At 45.5% G+C, this 16280-nt stretch carries 19 protein-coding genes and 1 pseudogene; 9 read left to right on the forward strand and 11 right to left on the reverse strand.

The window, feature by feature from the left end; all coding sequences use genetic code 11:
- Positions 1–124 precede the first annotated feature (124 nt).
- Together QUB56_RS28170 and QUB56_RS28175 are read right to left on the reverse strand one after the other, a co-directional pair.
- Positions 125–391 (reverse strand): hypothetical protein, encoded by a 267-nt coding sequence (locus tag QUB56_RS28170; protein WP_332959601.1) that lies wholly within the window; start codon positions 389–391, stop codon positions 125–127.
- A 71-nt stretch (positions 392–462) separates the two neighbouring features.
- The gene (locus QUB56_RS28175; protein ID WP_332959602.1) at positions 463–642 is read right to left on the reverse strand and encodes a hypothetical protein; all 180 of its coding nucleotides are present in this window, start codon (positions 640–642) and stop codon (positions 463–465) included.
- A 370-nt stretch (positions 643–1012) separates the two neighbouring features.
- Here QUB56_RS28175 and QUB56_RS28180 point away from each other — a divergent pair, with 370 nt between their 5' ends.
- The gene (locus tag QUB56_RS28180) at positions 1013–1843 is read left to right on the forward strand and encodes a ParA family protein (protein WP_332959603.1); all 831 of its coding nucleotides are present in this window, start codon (positions 1013–1015) and stop codon (positions 1841–1843) included.
- A 108-nt stretch (positions 1844–1951) separates the two neighbouring features.
- Positions 1952–3097 (forward strand): ParB/RepB/Spo0J family partition protein, encoded by a 1146-nt coding sequence (locus tag QUB56_RS28185; protein WP_332959604.1) that lies wholly within the window; start codon positions 1952–1954, stop codon positions 3095–3097.
- A gap of 238 nt (positions 3098–3335) precedes the next feature.
- Here QUB56_RS28185 and QUB56_RS28190 read toward each other — a convergent pair whose 3' ends face one another.
- Both QUB56_RS28190 and QUB56_RS28195 read right to left on the reverse strand, forming a co-directional pair.
- Positions 3336–3539 carry a hypothetical protein gene (locus QUB56_RS28190; RefSeq protein ID WP_332959605.1) on the reverse strand — a complete coding sequence of 68 codons (204 nt, stop codon included), beginning with the start codon at positions 3537–3539 and terminating at the stop codon, positions 3336–3338.
- Positions 3540–3672: 133 nt separating this feature from the next.
- A complete protein-coding gene (locus QUB56_RS28195; protein WP_332959606.1) occupies positions 3673–4191 on the reverse strand; it encodes a hypothetical protein in 519 nt (172 codons plus the stop codon).
- Positions 4192–4362: 171 nt separating this feature from the next.
- Between QUB56_RS28195 and QUB56_RS28200 the strand changes: the two genes are divergently transcribed.
- Positions 4363–4659, forward strand: a complete 297-nt coding sequence (locus QUB56_RS28200; RefSeq protein WP_332959607.1) for a 4'-phosphopantetheinyl transferase superfamily protein — start codon at positions 4363–4365, stop codon at positions 4657–4659.
- 6 nt (positions 4660–4665) lie between these two features.
- Positions 4666–4938 (forward strand): Eco29kI family restriction endonuclease, encoded by a 273-nt coding sequence (locus tag QUB56_RS28205; RefSeq protein ID WP_332959608.1) that lies wholly within the window; start codon positions 4666–4668, stop codon positions 4936–4938.
- A gap of 148 nt (positions 4939–5086) precedes the next feature.
- Here the strand turns inward: QUB56_RS28205 and QUB56_RS28210 are convergent, their stop codons facing one another.
- A complete protein-coding gene (locus tag QUB56_RS28210) occupies positions 5087–5530 on the reverse strand; it encodes a hypothetical protein (RefSeq protein WP_332959609.1) in 444 nt (147 codons plus the stop codon).
- A gap of 1111 nt (positions 5531–6641) precedes the next feature.
- On the opposite strand from QUB56_RS28210, the gene QUB56_RS28215 reads away from it, so the two are divergent.
- Together QUB56_RS28215 and QUB56_RS28220 are read left to right on the forward strand one after the other, a co-directional pair.
- Positions 6642–7067 carry a DUF2358 domain-containing protein gene (locus QUB56_RS28215; protein ID WP_332959621.1) on the forward strand — a complete coding sequence of 142 codons (426 nt, stop codon included), beginning with the start codon at positions 6642–6644 and terminating at the stop codon, positions 7065–7067.
- 165 nt (positions 7068–7232) lie between these two features.
- Positions 7233–7646 (forward strand): fasciclin domain-containing protein, encoded by a 414-nt coding sequence (locus tag QUB56_RS28220; RefSeq protein WP_332959610.1) that lies wholly within the window; start codon positions 7233–7235, stop codon positions 7644–7646.
- A gap of 188 nt (positions 7647–7834) precedes the next feature.
- On the opposite strand, the gene QUB56_RS28225 is transcribed toward QUB56_RS28220, so the two are convergent.
- Positions 7835–9301 (reverse strand): glycoside hydrolase family 13 protein, encoded by a 1467-nt coding sequence (locus QUB56_RS28225; RefSeq protein ID WP_332959611.1) that lies wholly within the window; start codon positions 9299–9301, stop codon positions 7835–7837.
- A gap of 1034 nt (positions 9302–10335) precedes the next feature.
- Between QUB56_RS28225 and QUB56_RS28230 the strand changes: the two genes are divergently transcribed.
- Positions 10336–11625: a glucose-1-phosphate adenylyltransferase gene (locus QUB56_RS28230; RefSeq protein ID WP_332959612.1), complete on the forward strand. Its 1290-nt coding sequence runs from the start codon at positions 10336–10338 to the stop codon at positions 11623–11625.
- Between the two features lie 244 nt (positions 11626–11869).
- Here the strand turns inward: QUB56_RS28230 and QUB56_RS28235 are convergent, their stop codons facing one another.
- Positions 11870–12073 carry a hypothetical protein gene (locus tag QUB56_RS28235; RefSeq protein ID WP_332959613.1) on the reverse strand — a complete coding sequence of 68 codons (204 nt, stop codon included), beginning with the start codon at positions 12071–12073 and terminating at the stop codon, positions 11870–11872.
- 291 nt (positions 12074–12364) lie between these two features.
- On the opposite strand from QUB56_RS28235, the gene QUB56_RS28240 reads away from it, so the two are divergent.
- Both QUB56_RS28240 and QUB56_RS28245 read left to right on the forward strand, forming a co-directional pair.
- Complete coding sequence (locus QUB56_RS28240) at positions 12365–12517, forward strand: hypothetical protein (RefSeq protein WP_332959614.1); 153 nt, start codon at positions 12365–12367, stop codon at positions 12515–12517.
- 430 nt (positions 12518–12947) lie between these two features.
- Positions 12948–13958 carry a J domain-containing protein gene (locus QUB56_RS28245; protein ID WP_332959615.1) on the forward strand — a complete coding sequence of 337 codons (1011 nt, stop codon included), beginning with the start codon at positions 12948–12950 and terminating at the stop codon, positions 13956–13958.
- Between the two features lie 165 nt (positions 13959–14123).
- Here QUB56_RS28245 and QUB56_RS28250 read toward each other — a convergent pair whose 3' ends face one another.
- The 4 genes and pseudogenes from QUB56_RS28250 to QUB56_RS28265 all read right to left on the reverse strand — a co-directional run.
- Positions 14124–14399 carry a DUF1816 domain-containing protein gene (locus QUB56_RS28250; RefSeq protein WP_332959616.1) on the reverse strand — a complete coding sequence of 92 codons (276 nt, stop codon included), beginning with the start codon at positions 14397–14399 and terminating at the stop codon, positions 14124–14126.
- A gap of 370 nt (positions 14400–14769) precedes the next feature.
- Positions 14770–15060, reverse strand: a complete 291-nt coding sequence (locus tag QUB56_RS28255; protein ID WP_332959617.1) for a DUF1816 domain-containing protein — start codon at positions 15058–15060, stop codon at positions 14770–14772.
- 276 nt (positions 15061–15336) lie between these two features.
- Complete coding sequence (locus QUB56_RS28260; RefSeq protein ID WP_445243410.1) at positions 15337–15810, reverse strand: RNA-guided endonuclease InsQ/TnpB family protein; 474 nt, start codon at positions 15808–15810, stop codon at positions 15337–15339.
- Positions 15811–15886: 76 nt separating this feature from the next.
- Positions 15887–16280 (reverse strand): annotated as a pseudogene (locus QUB56_RS28265) (hypothetical protein); the annotation flags it as partial.

A 16280-nucleotide genomic window follows, 5' to 3' on the forward strand; every position in this document is an offset into this window, starting at 1 on the left:
GTACATAATCATGAAGAAACGATGAGATTTTAGACTAACCGAAGAGGAGCTAGACAAACTAGAGTCTTACTGCTAAGCAACCAGAAGATCTAAATCCGACGTGCTTCGGGAACTCATTAGAAATCTAAAGACAAAAAAGCCGTCCTAGAAGGACGGCTTTAGACCCATTTTCTCGGTAAAGACGCAGACTTGAAAAATCCAGCTTTAGCTGTTGGATGATATCGAAGAAGTTTTCTAGAATATTAATCAGATCGCAACCCGATCCTTCCCTAAGAATTTGCAGGGTAGTATTGACTGTTTCATCGAAGTTTTCCAAAATTAGTGAGGCGTTGAGAGCTTTTGCCGTAGCATCTTTGGGGCGAGCGCGATTCTCCAATAAACGGTTTTGCACTTCTTGTTCGGCGACTCGTTCTTTTTAGACACTCCCGGATTGCTGCTTGGGTACGATCGCGTTCAATGGCACTACCAATACAAACAGTCGCCGTTTTCACGCATCGCCAGTTCAGCCAAACCTTGATGCTTTGCTTTCCGGCAGTCGTCAAAAGCCACCATCCCCCAAAATTGACCTTCGACAAAAATAGGAACAGCGTGTAAAGCTTTCAAACCAATTGCTGCTTCCCCACTGCGAAGCGGTTCTGGCATCTGCTAGCATGTCTTCTCAGAAAGTTGGATCGCGATCGTTTAGCTCAGATATTGATATATGAAGTTTGATTGTATTTCGGTAGATTGTACGATTACCATCCCACGATGGTTTTCAAAGTTAACTCGGCGGTTGTAACGTAGCTCAGATATTGATCTATGAAGTTCGGTTACAATCGAGCGATCGAACAAACATCCTTTTAAACTGTCTTGTCTGGTACTAAACTTGACGACATTCTGCTCGACCGACTAAATATTAACTTGCTGTTTCAACGTAGGGTCCAACGGTGGTTTACCGTGATGCTCTCATATATCGATATCTGATGCAGACTCTCGATATATCATACTTAAATCATCTACTTAATTCACAACCATGCAAATTCGACTAGCAGTCATCAGCAATGCTGGCGGCACTGGCAAAACCACACTTTCAGTTCACCTCGCCTACGAACTGGGGTTAAGGGGTTTGAAAGTAGCCATTATGGATCTCGACCCCCAAGGCTCCCTGACCCTTTTTTGCGGTCTAAATCCGCCAGAGCCAGAACACACACTGTCCGCTATAATGCGACAAAGCTTCAATGGCTCTTGGCCTCTTACTCAAGGCTGGAGTCCCTACACCAATAATGTAACCGTTTGTCAAGGCGGAATGACGCTGACACAAACAGCAGACGAGTTAGTTCTGCACAAGCGTGGCGCTTATCTTCTAGGCGATTGCCTGAGCGACTATCCAATGGATCACGACCTAATTATCTTCGACTGCCCCGCTACCCTCGGCCCCTTGCCCTTGATGGCACTAACTGCTTGCACTCATATAATAGTGCCCGTACAGCTCGAACCAAAATCAATTCAAGGAGCAGCTCACCTGCTGGAGTGGTACTACCACCATTGCAAACAATTACGCCTCAAGCCGCAACCAGAAATCTTAGGGTTTGTACCCAACCAATACGATACTAAACGAGCCGTCCACCGACAACTTTTAGAGTCCTTGCCAGCCCAGCTAGAGCAGATGAATATCCGCGTTTTTCCACCTATTCGGGACAGTGCAGAATTTGTCAATGCCAGCGGTCAAGGGTTGCCATTACACCTTTATCGCCCGCTTCACCCAGCTTTAGGCGACTTCAAAGAAATTGTTAAGCACCTGGCTACTTTAATGGGAAATGGAGTTGCTCCGGCTATTACCAAAAAAGGAAAAAAAAAGAAATAGTGTTTGATTCACAGTCACAACTTGCGCCGGCGAAAACGAATCCTTCGTTTTTGGCTTATAGCCATGAACTGACTTCTTCCAATCCCCAATTTAAAATCTAAAATCGCTATGGCCACCCGTAAAGCTCCCGACTTGGGAAATTATTTTTCATCCGCCAAGCAGTCAATGCACCTCTCTGAAGCTGAATCCGAGATTCAGGAACTCAAAGCAGAAATTGAAGAACTGCGAAAATCTGGTTCAACGGAATTGGAATCTCAATTGACTGCACTGCGAGAACAACTAGAATCCGCCAGCGGTATCCTCTCCATTTCACTAGACCAAATTCAGCCTAATCCTGAACAACCCAGACAGACATTTTTGCCGGAAAGTATCGAGTCCATGTCCCGCTCCCTCGCTAGTGACGGACAACTGCAACCCATTATCTTGATTCAACGGGGAGAACTCGTGATATTCGACGGAGAGCGACGCTGGCGCAGCGCTAAAACTATGGGCTGGCAAACTTTGCAAGCTGTCATCATTCCAGAGCCTGCATCTTTGCACCGCAAAGCGCTGTTGACCTCCCTGCACCGTGAAGACCTCAATCCTCTCGACAAGGCGGAGGCTATTGTGCGGGAGTTGGCCAGCAATACGGGTTTGGAAGCTGTAACTATCCCTCGCACTCTCTCTACAGCCGTGCGACGGTTGAACGCGCAAAAGCGCATGAACTCAGTTTCTGAGTTGGTGATGGCGATGCCTGACAAGCAGCAGCAGGGTTTAACCGTTTTAGGTTTAGATGAAAAAGAGCTGGCGGTGTTCGGGAGATTGTTGGATTTGCAGCTCAATCCGGCTTCCATCGATGCCAACATTTTCCCAATGCTGTCTTTAGCTGCTGACCTTAAGACTGCTATTAGGAAATTAGGACTTAAAGGGGTTCATGCAACGGCTCTTTCTAAACTCTCTGCTAAAAATTTGGGATTGTCTGAGTCCGAGGCGCAGTCCATTAGAGTTAACGCAACTACCCAAGTTATCGCCGAGAAATTGTCGGTGGCTCAAACTCGTAAATTGGTGCAGGAAATTATCAGTTCTACTCTCGCTAATTCCCCAGGGGCAGTCCGCCAATTCAAGCAGGTCAAGCTAGCAACTGGGAACTTGAAAAAGCTGTCGCCAGAAATGTTGGAGCAAGCTGAAGTTGACCAACTGGTGGAATTGCAGGACGTTTTGCGCCAAAAGCTCGCGTTCATTGAGGCGGTATTGAAACAAAATGCTCACGGATGATAGGAAACTATCACGTTCGGTTCTGAAGCGTAGTCGGGTGGGCGACCACCCAGCTATAGTTAACGGAGTATCAAAGAGAAAGTGTAGCGCTGCTTGTAAAAATCTACGCACATAAGGACAATAGTCAGTAAATATGGGCAGATGAAACAATTCGGTTTATGTTTTGCTTAGAGAATCCATTTGATATATTTTAGTGATCGACTGCTAAGAAATATCAACTGCTAAGAGATATCAACTGCTAAGAGATATCAAATGGATTCTCTACTGAGTTTTTTCCTTGTTGGTGCAAAGATTCGGCTTCTTCACGAAGTTGGGTAAGCGCTTCTTCGGATAAGTTTTCAAGCATTGAATTTAGCGGCTTTTTATTACCATTTTCGGGGCGCCTGGTGGCGAGAGATTGTGTCGGCATCAAGCGAGGATTCGCGCTGTAAAAAATTTTCAAATAGCTGAAAAAATGTATCAAGCGCTTGGGATTTATCTTCTGAAGAAAAAACGATAATTCGCCCCCAAGACCGGGTAGATTGCTGGTTAAATTGCTTTTCTATCCAGTCTTGAAATTCGGCAAATTCTTGTTCCTATTCAGTAACAGGAATTCCGAGTTGGCGACAGGCACAAGTGTAACCATCTAAAAAAGCTTGCAGACTAAAGATACAACGCTTGCCAAGATAAAGGGCGGGTCTAGTTTTGATTTTATCTAAAAGCTGATAAAATTTGTTGCCTGCTGTAATTGGGGGTGTAGCTTGAGGATCTTTCCAGCCATATTCTTTGAGGGAGGGGGGTTCTGAGGGTTTTTCTCCTTGGTTAAATTCTGCAAGGAGTTCAAAAAAGTAATTGAAAGCTTCTCGATCGTTGATGCAGAAAAGTTGAATGATTTTTGCCCAAGAATTAACGGTTTTGGCTTTTAATTTTTTCTGAATCCAAGAGTGAAAGTTTCGATAAAACTCCTGTTCTTCTGAAGTGATTGTGATGCATAAATCTCGCTTTGCTATTTTGTAGCCATTTAAAAATACGAACAGGTGAGACAGGGAAGTTTGGCCTAAATATTGGGTGTGGTTGTTTTTGATTAGTGCTATAATTTCATATAGTTGACTCATTTAATTGACCTTCGTTTTGTTGGTTAAAATTTGCACTATCAAATGCTGTAATATTGCTCTCATCGCTGTGGATAACAATCGAGAACTCGGTATTGATATTGAACGCATTCGTAAAAATTTTCCCTACCAACAGATAGCCGAAAGTTTTTTTCGCCTTTTGAAAACGCCGTATTGCGCTCGCTCCCCGAACATCAACAACTGAGAGCTTTTTTAACCTGCTGGACTCGCAAAGAAGCCTGCATCAAAGCGGTAGGTAAAGGTTTTTCAATTCCTTTGGATGGATTTGATGTCGCGATCGCGCCGGGAGAACCAGCAGCACTGTTAAACTTTCTTGAAAATCCAAAAGAAGTTTCCCGATGGTCTTTGATTGAGTTAGTCCCCGGTTTAGATATGGTAGCAACTCTTGCCGTTGAGGGCGATCGCTGCCAACTTCTCTCCTGGCAGTGGCAATACTCCTGCTATGTGTAGCGATGTTTGGAATTTATTCAAGTTAATATTTTTGCAAAATCGGGATGCTCCCCTGTAGACAATCTAAAAATTGAGGATTTCGCGTTTAAAGTCGCCCCGATGGAAATCGATTTAGTTTCCTGGAAAGAAGCAGTTTTGAGCCGTCATTTCAGTTTTGTTCGGAATAAAGAAATATCGGGATTCGGGATACATGACCCGGAAGGGAGTGAGCTGGGCAAAAACGTTCTGTATGGGATTGATTGCACCTCGATCGCACTTTTGCCGCCAAGCTTCCTGTAGGAAATACTCAGCTGGATATTGATGCTTTGTCGGTTAGTATAACACAGCATTGTCAGCGGATGATAGAAGAGTTAGGCTGTCCTTAATTTGGCATCTGATTCGATAGTTTGCAGCCACACGCTCGAATTTAGAAATAGATAAAAATTTTTCATCTTCGATCATTTTGTTGTCGCGCCGCGCGAAGAGTTTGGGGAAATACGCCTACTAAAAGGGCCAAAGCTTCATCGGGAATTTGTGCCACCGTTTCCGAATCCAAATAGTGTTCAAACTGAGTTAAAATCATGTGCGCGCGTTCCAAAGCAGCAGGCTGGGCCGTTAACTGTTCCGTTAACCGCACCCACTGCCGCCGAATTCCCAAAGCTTTCTGTCTTTCTTCGGGAGATTGAGGGTCAACCAAACAAAAATCGCCCACGGGAATCGCCTGCCGAGAGTCAACATCAAAACCACCCCCAACGGCAGCCCCTGGTCCGGCAAAGTCCGCGTGGAAGCGTTTAATCAAAATTAGACCGTTTCGGCGACGGCTATCTACCATCAACAGCTTGCCGCTGTTGATTTCTGCGAGAATGTCAGAGGAGTGGGGGTGTTCTGTCAAATCTGTGCCAAGGTTTCAATGTCGCAAGTCCGGGTCAGCAGAAAAGCCGGCGCGGATAATATCGCTAGGGGTGAAGTACCCCAATTTGCTTCGCTGAAGTTGGGGCTTCCAACATCAACTCAATTCAAGGACGGTCTTATTCGTCTTTGGATCTTCCCGTTTCATCCGCCGATGCTTCTACACAGCCGTCTGTGTTTTGGTCTTACTGGGCGTCCACAGGCAGACCCTCGGCTTCCCCAAGAGTTATTTCTTTGTTTGTTTGGCTGCCTTATGTTTGGACTTATCTTTCTACCAGTGACACAGAGGGCTATCTCAGAGTGAGATCGAGAGCGAATCCCATGCACACTTCTGAAAAACTATCAAGCTTTACTATAGAAAACGCCATGCAAGATAGCAGCAAAAGTAGTATACAACATTACAATAGAACAAAACAATATTGCTTCGCTTTTCTTTATTGGTCAAAATTCATCCCTACCTTTGAGAAGGATGGGAAATTCTTTTGACACTCAGTTAAAATCAAAGCTGGATGAAGGATCGACTTGGCGATCCGCCCACTGCCGATCGAGATTATTCATGTGAAATACCTAACACGAACCTTGCGGTGAGCGTGTAGGCTTCGTGTCTCATTTGCCGTTGCTCTGTTAGGTATCCCATTACTGGGTATTCGTCACCTAAGACGATCCGAGTCTGACACAGCATCTCTAGCTTTTGGGCCTTTATCCCTTCGTAGGGAACCCAGGCATTCGCCCTGTTTCCCAAGGCAAAAAACTATTTTCGTATGACAAACTTGGTTTATATTTTACGGTAGAGCGTTACCTTGCTTTCCCAGCGGTCTGTCTTTTTCCCCTTTCTCTCGCAGTTATCCAAGGTCAAGCATATTACTGCTACTGTGACCTGTTGTTTGCAGTCGAGTGGGCGGGTCGCAACCATTTATATCTTACACTATTAGACAACAAGAGCGGGAAACTTTCGATTATTTCTTAGACCTTGCGAAAGCTTATATCCCAACGCTGAAGTGAGTACAATTACAGCGTGGGACTTACGCCAATTGAGTTAAAGTTATAAATTAATACTGTCACAAGGTGGTAGCGTGAGCGCGGTCGAATATCAAATGCAGGTACAACAAGCAGTAGACACCCTGAAAGCGGATCTCCCGACGCTTTTTGAAAAAGACATCTCCTACGAGATATACACAAAAGGTGTCTATTTTCAAGATCCTGTTAACAAATTTAAAGGAAAAATCAACTATCGCATTATTTTTTGGACTTTGCGATTTCACGGGCAGCTATTCTTTAGCGAGATTCACTTCGACCTGCACGGCGTAAGTCCGACAGCCCCTGATACTATTGTGGCAAATTGGACTGTTCGTGGCACCCTGCGGGTTCCCTGGAAAGCTCGGATTTTTTTTAACGGCTACTCTACTTATAAACTGGATAAAGACGGTTTAATTTACGAACATATCGACACCTGGGACAGAGCTCCCGGAGAGATTTTAAAGCAGTTTTTCCGCAAGGGAGAGAATGCGAACCAAGGATAAGCCAAAAAGGTCGATCGCGCCGGGCCATCTGGGCCGGCAACCCAATTAACTTAAAAGGCTTACAATAATCATCATCCCTCCGATCCATTTTCTGCTAGGTGTAAATTGCTAAAATGATTGTCGCCTCTGATTTATTTTCTGCTACTTGCACTCCTGAAAAACATCATGGCTGATATTGTCGAGACTGCCACCAATGCCGGCTCTTTCAAAACACTCGTGACTGTTATTGAAGCGGCTGGCTTGTTAGATTTGTTGCAAAGTCCGGGTCCCTACACCGTCTTAGCACCAACTGACGAGGCATTTGCCAAAATTCCTGCGAACACTATTGCCTCTTGGCTGGAAGACATACCCAAACTCAAGAAAATTCTCACCTATCACATTTTGTTTGGCGAGGTACTAACGGAGAACTTGCTTGAGTTAAGTTCTGCTGAAACAGTGGAAGGTTCTGTGGTGGGAATTGATACTTCAGACGGCATTAAAGTGAATGATGCTAAAGTTCTCACTCCCAATATTCTTGCCGACAATGGCGTCATTCATATCATTGATGCGGTGCTAATACCAGCATTGGTTGCAGCATAAGAAAAATTGTGTTTTCGCCGATCGCTCTCGGCTGCGCCAGGCCCACCTTACGCCTATAATAAATTTAGGATGCGCGGGGAAAATCACCGCTAAATGTCGGGTGCGCACCTTACGCTTATAAAGGTCGGGTGCGCACCTTACGCCGATAAATGTAGGTGTACCCGGAGCACATTACCCTACATTTTAAACTAATTATCCGAACCTAAAATCAACCCCGATCGCCCCGGCAGCCTCAATTCTAAATGCCGAGTTTCCCCGTCACCTTTCCAAACAAACTCGCCTTTTCCATACAGCAATTTATCGTGAGAAGATTTCAAATTAGCTGGCTCAAAGCTAATATTAGCTGGTTCTGTCGAGACATTGACAGCAACAACTATTTCCTCATGCCCCAAAATTCGGGCAAAAACGTAAACCGTTCCCTCAGCATACAGAATGTGGTAAGCTCCAGTGCGGAGAGCAGCGTATTTGTGCCGCAAAGCTATCAACTGCTTGTGATAATCTAAAACATCAAGTTCCCAGTGAGCCTCTAAGGGAAAACCGCGGCGGGAATCGGGGTCTAGAGCACCGGGCAAACCAACTTCATCGCCGTAGTAAATGCTGGGAGCTCCAGGAAAAGTTAACAGCAGCAAAGTTGCAAGTTCCACGCTAGCTTTATCGCCTCCAGCAATTGTTAACAACCTGGCGGTATCGTGACTGGCCAACAAATTTAGTTGAGTTAACTGTATCGGCCAAGGATACAGTTCCAAAACCTGCTGAATTTTGTCGCCGTACTCTTTAGCAAAAAGCGCCGGATAGGGATGGTAAGAACGGCCTTCAAGTTGAGCTAAATCTACCCTGTCGCCCGCTGCAAAAGCAATTGTCGGCGCAGCAAACAGATAATTCATTACCCCGTCAAATTGAGTACCGTCGAGCCATTCTCTCGCATCCTCCCAGACTTCGCCGACAATGTAAGCTTCGGGATTAATTGCTTTAACTCGTTCTCGAAATTCCTGCCAAAATCCCGGGCTTTTAATTTCAAAAGGAACGTCCAGCCGCCAGCCATCGATGCCGAATTTAATCCAATATTCGGCGATTTCCATGATGTATTCTCGCACTTCTGGATTGTCGTGATTGAATACGGGAAGGGCTCGATTCCCGTCCCAACCAGCATAGTTAGCAGGAAAATTGCCGTCGTAGGCAGATAGGGGCCAGCCTTCAATTTTAAACCAATCCAACCAAGGAGAATGCGGGCCGTTTTCGAGGATGTCGTGAAAGAAGAAAAAGCCGCGGCTGGCGTGGTTGAATACGCCGTCGAGAACGATTTTGATGTTGCGGTCGTGGGCGGCGTCTAGAAGGTCTTTAAAAGCTGGATTGCCGCCCAACATCGGATCGACTTGATAGTAGTCGTGGGTATGGTAGCGGTGATTGCTGGCCGACTGAAATATGGGGGTGAAGTAAATTGCGTTAATGCCTAAGTCTTGCAAGTAATCTAGTTGTTCCATAACGCCCCACAAGTCCCCGCCTTTGTAGCCTTGCAGGGTGGGGATTTCGTGCCATTCTTCCCACTTGAAGTTTTGCAGCAGGCGTTTGCGGGGCTGTTTGCTTTTGGCGAAGCGATCGGGGAATATTTGGTAGAATACGGCGTGTTTAACCCAGTCCGGCGTTTGAATTTGCATACACTTTTTCTTGCTTTTAGCGCTTAGGCTACAGTAGCAGAGGTGTGTAGGGGATCTAGCTTTTGGTAGAGAAGAGACATTTTACCCAATGCTGTCGATCGACCAATTGTAAAATATTACACATTTGTACTCAATCTAATAGGACTAAGGCTCACTGTCACAGGGCGATCGACTTGTAGGGTGCCCCGGACTCGGTTATTGAACGATTATCGAAGATCTAGGGTAGTAGAGCACCTTACTATATATGGCAGTTGCGTCCAGGACTGTCTCAGAGTGGAAACTGACTCTACCTAAAAATTTATCGTCCTGACGGGCGGCGCTTCCTGACAAGCGAATTTCAAAGGTGGTACCCGCCACGTGATTTATCCGTGGAATCAATCCCTTTTCGAAAATCCTCAAGAAAGAGCATTTATTCGTGGGGTCAATCTAAAATCTCAAATCTAAAATCTAAAATCTAAAATCGATTGACTGCTGTGGAGTCGGACAAACTCAGATAACAGGAACGCCAGCAAAAAGAACCCGATCGAACTCAAGTAGAACCAAAGGGCGAGGAACGGCCCAAACAGAGCGTCAGCGGGCGCGGCGGTGCGATCGACCAGCCTGGAAAAAGAACAACAGCCCCACCATCCTAGATGAAGAAATTGCCAGAAGCGGGAATTTACCCAAAAAACTTGTAATTAACAGCGCCAACCCCGAACCTTATTCTTTTGTTAAACTGCCCTTATTTATTGAGGGGTATTTTAACTCACAACTCACAACTTTTTCAAATATCCATTATGTATTGATGAGTATTTTAACTCACAACTCACAACTCCTAACAAGAGTCCCGGACTTACTCCAACTCTCATCAACCGGGTTTTTTAACTCTTATTCAGGGTGGGAAGAAGTATTTGGATTAAACAACCCGGTTTCTGGGTAAGCGACTCAACTCATACCTCAAAACTCAAAACTTCCTTGCTCCCCCCCCTTGTCAAGAAGCCCTCACCATCCGACACTGTACTTGGAGAGTTAATCGACCCTAGGGAGAAAGTTCCTTGAAAAAAGTCTTAGCCATCATCCTCGGTGGCGGTGTAGGCACCCGCCTTTACCCCCTAACCAAACTGCGAGCCAAACCCGCAGTTCCCCTCGCAGGCAAATATCGCCTCATCGATATTCCTGTCAGCAACTGCATCAACTCCGGAATAGTCAAAATCTACGTCCTCACGCAATTCAACTCGGCATCCCTCAACCGCCACATCGCTCGCACCTACCAGTTTTCCGGCTTCACCGAGGGATTTGCCGAGGTGCTCGCTGCCCAGCAAACTCAGGAAAACCCCAACTGGTTTCAAGGGACAGCCGACGCAGTTCGCCAATATCTCTGGCTGCTAGAAGAGTGGGACGTTGACGAATACTTGATTCTTTCGGGGGATCACCTCTACCGCATGGACTACCAGAAGTTTGTGCACAGACACCGCGAAACCAACGCCGATATCACCCTCTCAGTTTTGCCTATGGACGAGAAGCGGGCCTCGGATTTTGGTTTGACGAAAATCGACGACAACGGCCGCATTATTTCATTCAGCGAAAAGCCAAAAGGCGATGCGCTCAAACAAATGCAGGTGGATACTACTAAACTGGGACTGACACCGCAGCAGGCTCAGGAAAGTCCTTACATTGCTTCGATGGGGATTTACGTCTTCAAAAAAGAAGTTCTGATTAAACTCCTGAAGGAATCTCCAAACCAAACTGATTTTGGTAAAGAGATTATTCCGAATAATGCAAAAAACCACAACGTTCAAGCTTATTTGTTTGACGATTACTGGGAAGATATCGGAACCATTGAGGCTTTTTACGATGCTAACTTGGCTCTGACAAAACAGCCTAAGCCACCTTTCAGTTTCTACGATGAAAATGCGCCGATTTACACTCGCCCCCGTTTCTTGCCGCCGACTAAGCTTTTAAATACTCAAGTGACTGAATCGATTATTGCTGAAGGCTGCATTCTCAAAGAGTGCCGGATCGACCATTCTGTGCTGGGAGTTCGATCGCGCATTGAAGCTGGATGTACGATTCAAGACACTCTGGTCATGGGTGCTGACTTCTACGAACCCGACGCCGAACGGCATTCGAGTTTGGACAGCGGCGGCGTCGCCCTCGGTATCGGTGCAGATACTACAATTCGCCGTGCCATTGTGGATAAAAATGCCCGCATCGGCCGCAATGTTCAATTAATTAATAAAGACCGAGTGGAAGAAGCCAACCGCGAAAACCAAGGTTTTTACATCCGCAGCGGCATTATCGTAGTCCTGAAAAATGCCACGATTCCTGATGGAACTATCATTTAGTTATTAGTCATTAGTCATTAGTCGTCAGTCATTAGTTTTTTAAGTTAAAATCGGTTACCTGCTTTTCAAGTGAGTGATGATAAATAACTAAATTAGTGACCGATCACCAATGACCGATGACTGATGACTGATGACGAAATAAATTCTTTTTTTCGAGTTCATTATTAAGGGCAACCGCTGATGCGAGGTTGTCGAAATACTTCGTTTTATTAAAAACATTGCGCATTAATAAGGGCACCGCGCATTAATAAGGGATAGTCTCTGTTAGGGTCTGCGGTGATACAGATATGTTCGATCGCCTGCGTCTGGCGAATAGCTTCTGATTCTTGTATTTGCGATCGTAGCACGACTGACAAATGCGCTGCCCGTTTCTGAGTACAACAAAACTCTCGGAACTATCCTTCCAATCGTCGCAGCAGCCGCAAGGCCAACTTAGCAAATAATTCATAATGTTAGCACTCTCGTAGCGTTAAAAGCTTATCGCTCTACTATCCTATCTTAATTTTTTTAAAAGTGTGTGTTCTAGTTAACAGACACCAGAGAGATTAGCTTATATTAGTTGGACTTAAATATATTATGATACTGAAAAAATAAGATTATATAGCACCGCTCAGATGTGAGGGGAAAATATCTCGAAAGGTGGTGGAATAACTGCAGGCTTTAAGGTAGAAGTTGGCAAGAATTCAGGCAGCAGATTCGACCAGAGTTGCTGATGAGAACTTTCTAGGATTTGCATTGGGTGAAAAGCTCAGATCGAGAAGTTCGATCGCACCGCACACCGCAAACAAAGAGCAAAAAAAGCTCGATCGTCCGCGCCAGTCAACCCGGATTTGGCTCGCTACAGCAACAGCAGCAGGTTTCCCCGGCTCGCCTCAACCGGGCTGCCACCTAAAGCTCTCGCCGCCTCGGACAAGCCTTCGGGCGCACAACTCCTCAAAACTAATCGCGGCAAGAGTTTCACCGTCTAAAAACTCAAAGGTATAGCAACGGCGCTGACGGGTGAGGACGTTCTTAATTGATATGAAACCATTGTTTTTCTTGTCGAAGGCCAAAAGCATAAGAAAGCCGCCTGCTCCGGCGGCCTTGGGCACAAGAGAGCCGAATGCTATAAAATCTCAAACAGCAGCGGAGTGCGGGAATTGCGATCGTCGAGCAAGCAACAACCGAACTCGATCGAGTCCAAACCTTTGATAACCTATAATTTGAATCAGATGCTGCAGGCACTTTTGCCCTGGCATCAAGCTAATTCGCTATCCTGCTAATTTGGGATTTATTCTTTCTAACAACTAACAACTAACAACTAATAAAGAGGGGATTGCTTAATGGCTGCAACAGATTTTAAAGACTATTACGCTATTTTGGGACTCAACAAAACTGCCAGCTCTGACGAAATTAAAAAAACTTTTCGCAAACTAGCCCGGAAATATCACCCGGACATGAACCCCGGCAACAAAGAAGCCGAAGCTCGTTTTAAAGAAGTAAACGAAGCTTACGAAGTGCTCTCAGACCCAGAAAAACGGAAAAAATACGACCAATACGGTCAATACTGGAAGCAAGCTGCCACAACTCCAGGTGGATGGCCGGGCGGGGGCGCTACGAATGTAGACTTTGGCGGGGTTGATTTCAGCGAGTACGGCAGTTTTGACGAATTTATCAATGCCTTGCTAGGCCGCGCAGGTAGCAGTGCCGGTAGTGGGCGCAACGGTAAGTGGAATTACAGCAGCTACCGCACCAGCAGCGGCGGGCCCACCGGTTTTGGCGGATTTGAAGATTTCGCGGGGTACGAAAACCGCAGCGCCGGAAGCTCTCTCGACACCGAAGTGACGGTTTCCCTGACTCTGGGGGAAGCGTTTCGGGGAACTTCCAAGCGAGTCGCCACGGGCGAAGTTTCGATTCCTGCAGGAGTGAAAACCGGCAGCAAAATTCGGGTAAAAGGCAAAGGTCAAGTTGACCCGTACACGAAGCAGCAGGGAGATTTGTACCTAAAATTAGAAGTTTTGCCTCACTCTTTCTTCCAGTTTGAGGGAGAGAATTTGGTCTGCGAAGTGCCGATAACTCCCGACGAAGCGGTGTTGGGAGCTTCAATGGAAGTGCCGGCGCCTGAAGGTACGATCACTGTGAAAGTTCCAGCCGGGATTCGTTCGGGTCAGTCTTTGCGGTTGCGGGGCAAAGGATGGCCGAAACCGAAGAAAAACGAGCGGACTGATTTGTTGGTAAAAATTGCGATCGTGCCGCCGAAAGAAATTAGCACCGTAGAACGCGAATGCTATGAAAAAATCAAAGCAACTCGCACTTTTAATCCTCGCAGTAATCTCAATCAGATGCTGCTTTGAAAAAGCGTGCATTTCTCGTCGGATGCAAATAAGATTATTTCTTCACTATTTTCTCGGGACACAGCATTGTTGTGTCCCTAATGTATGCAAGCGCGATCTCATTTGAAAAAAACCCTGTTAATATGTCAAATTTTCTTCGCCCGTAATTTGCACTTTCCAACCTTCTCAAGACTCTTCGCTAGCTCTTAGCTGAGTAGGTTGACGACCTTGTTTGATGTTGATGCTAATTTTTTTAGCTCCTTTGTTCTCCAAGTCTCGGATGTAGCCGTTCGATTTGTCCGAAGCTTCCTCTCTGCTGTCATAGGGTCCAAAGTAATAGGTACGCTTTGGCGAATCTGTATCAACTTCTACCCACCATTCACCGGGTCGAGTGCTGCTAGCAGGTTGAACTAGGAGCCAAAAAGCAGTGAAAAACATACCCAACATAGAGATTTCAAACATATTTACCTCGGGTAACTCTTAAGTAGTTTTTACTATTCTCAATTTATCAAGGCAACGGGAGCGATCGGCTCGTCCTCAGTGCTGATTTAGCCCCGATTATTTTGGGCCGTTAATGCTGGCTAAAATCTGCATTTTGGTGGAGAAGATGCCCAAATTTAAGCCACCACTACAAATACAAAGTCCGCAGAGTAAGGACTAGGACAAGATCGTGCTTAATATTATTGTTGAGGCGTGAGGTAATTGAAAACTCAAACAAAACTTAGGCACTCTTGACGCTAAGAAACCGGGTTATTTAACAGATACCCCTCGTGATAGACGGAGTATTTTAGTCAAAAAAACCCGGTTTCTGCAGTCAGCAGTCTCAACATGATTAAGCCGCGATACCCTCTGAGAATTCACTGTCGCAAATCGTGAGTTCCGAAGGCTGACACCGTTTGATGCGGATGCTAACTGTTTTGGCTCCCTCGCTTTCGAGGTCTTCGACGTAGCCCGGGATATTGCTGGAGGCTTCTTTGTCGGTGTCGAAGGGGCCAAAATAGTAGGTACAGCGGGGCAAACCTGTGACAATTTCTACCCACCATTTCTCGGGGCTGCGGGGGCTGGAGCCAGCAAATACGGACAATACTGCGACGTAGATACAAAATAAATAAAATCCGAGCATTTTTCCTCTTTTGGGGTTATTTATTTTCTCACAGAACTTACGCCCTCGCGACTCTCATCAACCGGGTTGTTTAAGTCCTGGCGATCGCCCTTTACGAGAAAATTTAGTTTTTCCAACCCGGTTTCAGGGTTGAGAACCATCTAAGTTTATCAAGGTAATTTGTGCGATCGCATCAATCTGAGTGCTGATTTTGAAGAGAAAATAGAATCCCAGTGACTCAAGTGACGTACTCCACACACTCCCCTTCGGGTGAGTGTGGGCTTCTCAACGACTCCTCTATGAGGACATTAATTGAGCTTTGAGGGCGTGCGTCCCACGCGCCTTTATGTTTATAGCCGCGTTCAAATCCCTGCACAAACTTGTATGGCATACCGGGCAATTGTGCATTCTTTGCGATAGCTGCTTTTTAACTTTTTGACCGCCGTTAGAACATTCTTGGCTTGTGCCGTTCGGATTTACAGTTATTACTTTCAAGCCAGCATTTTCGGCTTTGTTTGAAAGTACGATCGTAAACTGTCGCCACCCAGCATCATTAATACTTTTACCCAGTTGAGTTTTAACGAGTCCTTTGATATTCAACTTTTCCACAGCTATGACATCGTACTTATCGAGCAGGGTTCTAGCTGTCTTAAACAGGAAGTCTTTACGAGTATCCGCCACTTTTTTGTGCTGGATACCTAGTTTTTTCATAGCTTTATTGCGACGGTTATAACCTTTTATTCTCCGAAAAACACGACGTTTGATTTTAATTTGCGTTCAGCTTTACGTAGATGTCTGGGCGCGTTAATTCTCGAACCATCCGAAGCAACATAGAAATCGATTAAGCCTACATCAATACCAATAATATTGTCAGAGTTAAAATCAGGTTGGATTGTGGGAACCGTTTGATATCAAGACTGAGGGTTACATAATAACCATCTGCTTTGTTGGTGACAGATACAGTCTTGATATCAAACCCTACAGGTATTGGACGGTGAACAATTACCTTAACATCCCCAATTTGTGACCGTGTTATTTTGTTGTTAGCAAAATGATGTTTCTTGAATTGAAGGTACCTAAATGTTTTGTATTGCCCCACGCCTTGAAATCTAGGTCTACCAGATTTCTTGCCATTACTATCACCTTTTAACCATACTTCAGAAGTTGGTAGTGCTTTTTTGTAAAGGGCGGAGAAAAATAGTAAAATAGAGCGACGATCGTGAAAGAGGAATGATGGAATG

Source organism: Microcoleus sp. AR_TQ3_B6, from assembly GCF_036702785.1.
Taxonomy (GTDB): domain Bacteria; phylum Cyanobacteriota; class Cyanobacteriia; order Cyanobacteriales; family Microcoleaceae; genus Microcoleus.

Bases quoted from the DNA above. Each gene is read 5' to 3' on its own strand.
- QUB56_RS28220 (WP_332959610.1), top strand. From the start codon at position 7,233: ATGGCTGATATTGTCGAGACTGCCACCAATGCCGGCTCTTTCAAAACA.
- QUB56_RS28185 (WP_332959604.1), top strand. From the start codon at position 1,952: ATGGCCACCCGTAAAGCTCCCGACTTGGGAAATTATTTTTCATCCGCC.
- QUB56_RS28215 (WP_332959621.1), top strand. From the start codon at position 6,642: ATGCAGGTACAACAAGCAGTAGACACCCTGAAAGCGGATCTCCCGACG.
- QUB56_RS28250 (WP_332959616.1), bottom strand. From the start codon at position 14,399: ATGTTTGAAATCTCTATGTTGGGTATGTTTTTCACTGCTTTTTGGCTC.
- QUB56_RS28195 (WP_332959606.1), bottom strand. From the start codon at position 4,191: ATGAGTCAACTATATGAAATTATAGCACTAATCAAAAACAACCACACC.
- QUB56_RS28255 (WP_332959617.1), bottom strand. From the start codon at position 15,060: ATGCTCGGATTTTATTTATTTTGTATCTACGTCGCAGTATTGTCCGTA.
- QUB56_RS28175 (WP_332959602.1), bottom strand. From the start codon at position 642: ATGCCAGAACCGCTTCGCAGTGGGGAAGCAGCAATTGGTTTGAAAGCT.
- QUB56_RS28180 (WP_332959603.1), top strand. From the start codon at position 1,013: ATGCAAATTCGACTAGCAGTCATCAGCAATGCTGGCGGCACTGGCAAA.
- QUB56_RS28235 (WP_332959613.1), bottom strand. From the start codon at position 12,073: ATGAATTATTTGCTAAGTTGGCCTTGCGGCTGCTGCGACGATTGGAAG.
- QUB56_RS28245 (WP_332959615.1), top strand. From the start codon at position 12,948: ATGGCTGCAACAGATTTTAAAGACTATTACGCTATTTTGGGACTCAAC.
- QUB56_RS28225 (WP_332959611.1), bottom strand. From the start codon at position 9,301: ATGCAAATTCAAACGCCGGACTGGGTTAAACACGCCGTATTCTACCAA.